Annotated in this window: 1 protein-coding gene; it reads left to right on the forward strand. The window is 61.5% G+C overall.

From position 1 onward, the window contains the following. The coding region (gene pglX / locus DMB66_RS59360; RefSeq protein ID WP_125812651.1) for a BREX-6 system adenine-specific DNA-methyltransferase PglX at positions 1-3,091 on the forward strand (3,091 nt) is incomplete at its 5' end. Between the last annotated feature and the right edge of the window lie 123 nt (positions 3,092-3,214).

Raw genomic sequence — 3,214 nt, forward strand, 5'->3', positions numbered from 1 at the left:
TGACCCACGAGCGGTACAGATCGCCGCCGCAGCGCTGTGGCTCAAGGCCCGACAGATCGCACCCGACGCCCGACCCGAGCGGCTGAACCTGGTCGCGTCGAACCTGCGCCTGGCAAGCCTTGCCGACGACGACCCGGCGCTCGTCGAGCTTCGCCGTGAGGTCGAGCGCGAAACCGGCATCCCGGGCGCCCTGACCGATACGCTAATTCATGCACTGCGCGGCGCCGACCACCTTGGCAGCCTACTCAAGGTCGACACAGCGGTGGACGACGCACTGAACCAGCACGAGGCTACGCTGGGCCGGGTCAAGCCCGAGCAGGGCGACCTCTTCGCCGGATTCAAACCCGAGCCGGAGCGGATCCCCATCGGCAAAGTCGAGGCCAAGGCGACATTGCTCGAACTCATCGAGGGCTTCCTGACCAAGCACACGAGTGGCGACGACCTCGGTCTACGGTTGCGTGGCGAACAACTAGCGGCCGGCGTGCGTTTCGTGAAGCTAGTGCGCGAAGGCATATATGACCTTGCGGTGGCGAATCCACCATACGCTGGGGCCAAGTGGCTAGCCGATACGAGATACGTCGAAAAAACATACCCACTTGGCAAGGCTGATCTCTACGCAGCATTCTTACTGCGTGGTCTGGAACTGGTACACAACGGTGGCGTTTCGGCGATGCTTACGATGCGAAACTGGATGTTCATCAAACAGTATGCGGACTTGCGTAGGTACATTCTCGGCAGCTTTGATGTACGCGCAATTGGTGATTTTGCTGTGGGCGCATTCGACGAAGTGCCTAACGATATCTTGACCGTGGCGGTAAGCGTGGTGCACCGTTCAATCAACCGAGAACAATTGAGCGTTGCCCAACAGCCATCCCCATCGAATGACATATCCTACGATCGAGGGCGAACTCCACGAAAAAGGGCCGCCACGCTTTGTCACGAGGGGCGATACTCCTTCGACTCAAGCGCGTTCGAGATTGTGCCGGAATGGCCTCTTCCGTATTGGTGGGACCGGGAGCTCGATTACTATGCACGCCTACCGCTTCTCGGGTCCATTGCTGACGTAAGAAAAGGTATTGACACCGGAAATAACAAGCGGTTCGTGCGGAATGCGTGGGAGGTGTTGAACTCACAGCTTGGCATATCTCCAGGCTCGAACTGGACGCCGTACGTCATGGGCGGCGCGGATCGCCGTTGGTTCGAGCCCCTTATGAATGTCGTGCGGTTTGCAAGACGGTTGCTGGAAATTCGCGTATTGGCCGACGTGTCAAATGGTGCAAACCTAAGAAACCCTTCATGCTGGCACGAGATTGGAGTCGCCTTTACTCCGATTGGCGCCACCTGTCGGGCAAGGATTCACTATTATCCCAGCATCTGTGATAATAAGGGTTCATCAATCTACTCGTCTGAGACGGTCTCGGTAGAGAATATCCTCTGCTCCGTCAATCATTCCGCGGCCCAAGGCATCCTTGCAGACCTTAATCCCTCGATCTCGTTTCAGGTTGGAGACCTTGTTCGTCTCCCGGTGATTCAAGTTGAGGCGAGTGCAGACGTGGTATCACTCGTCCGTGACGCGTTCATGCTCGAGGAGTCGCACCGGGAACCCTCCGTCGAGTTCCACAGTCCCGGCTCTTCTCCCTGGCGCTACGCCCAGGACTGGGCGCAGGCTGCCGTCGACCGTCCAGGGGGAATGCCACTGCCTGAGTACCTCGAGCGACTTGATGTTGAGCTCTCCACGGACCACCTGAGCTTCGCGCTCGGCGTGGCGCTCGGCCGTTTCGGTCCGGCCGGAAGCGACACTGAGGGCGTCCTTGATCCGGCCGTCGCAGACCTCTCACATGCATTGCCATACGGCTTACTTTTCCTCGATACGACTCTGGACGCTGAGGACCGCAGCGACGGCCTTGGACACCCCGCAGCCGTACCGCTGCACGAAGCCTGGACTTCTCACGGCTCGGCGATCGGTACAAGGCGCGGCCTGCGCGACTGGCTCGCCCTTGACTTCTTCAAGGACGTCCACAAGGGCATGTACGAGAACCGGCCTATCCATTGGCCGCTGTCTTCCGCGGGCAAGACCTTTGTGGCCTGGGTGAACATTCATCGTATGACCGAGCAGACCCTGCGAGTATTGCTCGCCGACTACTTGGTGCCGACTCTCTCTCGCCTCGATGGCGAGCTGTCCGACCTACGCTCCGCCCGTGACGGTACCGACAGGAAGATCGCCCGCACCGCCGAGCGGCTTTACGACCGAAAAATCAAGGCCAGGGACGAGCTACAAACGTTCATCGAGACTGTCGAGCAGTGTGCCGACCGCGGCGCGCCGCCGACCGACAGCAAGTGCCGGCCGCGCGAGCACGATGCACGCTATGTTCCCGACCTCGACGACGGCGTGATGATCAACTCTGCTGCACTCTGGCCGCTGCTCGACCCCCAGTGGAAAGACCCGAAGAACTGGTGGAAGGAGCTCGCCACCGCCAGCGGTCGCAAGGACTACGACTGGGCCCATCTGGCCATGCGTTACTGGCCCACCCGGGTTGACAAGAAGTGTCAGCAGGACCCGAGCTTGAGCGTTGCTCATGGCTGCTTCTGGCGCTACCACCCTGCGCGCACCTGGGCCTGGGAGCTACGGCTCCAAGACGAGATTAGTCCTGACTTCCGCGTCGAGGAGCCGCCCTATCACCCCGGCGTCCACGACCTTGGCGACGGTGGTGACCCCCCACACCGCGAGGCGTTCCTTCGGGTCCAGCCCAGGGCCGCCCTCGCGGCAATCGAAAAGGAGGCCATCCGGCGCATGGGACGTGGCGTGCGCCGCGGGCAGGTGGCCGAGCTGCGTATCCTCGAGCCGGGTCTCTGGTCAGCACATTCTGGATCGATCTGGGAGATGGAGCTCCGGTTGGCTGAAAAGCAGGGTGCAGAGCTCCGAATTCTTGCCCCCGACGAGCCCGAGGCTCGCGCCGCGTTCGAGGCGACCCACGCCGAGAAGGTGCATAGGCGCAAGGAATTGCTTGCCACTCTTGCGCCACACGTCGGTCTGTTTGCCAACGAGGACGCGGACGACAGCGTCGAAGAGAGCGTGGAGGACGGCACGTGACGACGGCGGGACCTGGGGCTACGGCGGTCGAGTTCGGTGGTCCCGTGTCCGCGTGCCTCGAGACGGATCTTCGCGCGCGGGTGCGCCAGCAGGGTGTGGTCGTATGGCTTGACCAGGCCGGGC

It is taken from the genome of Actinoplanes sp. ATCC 53533 (assembly GCF_003947245.1).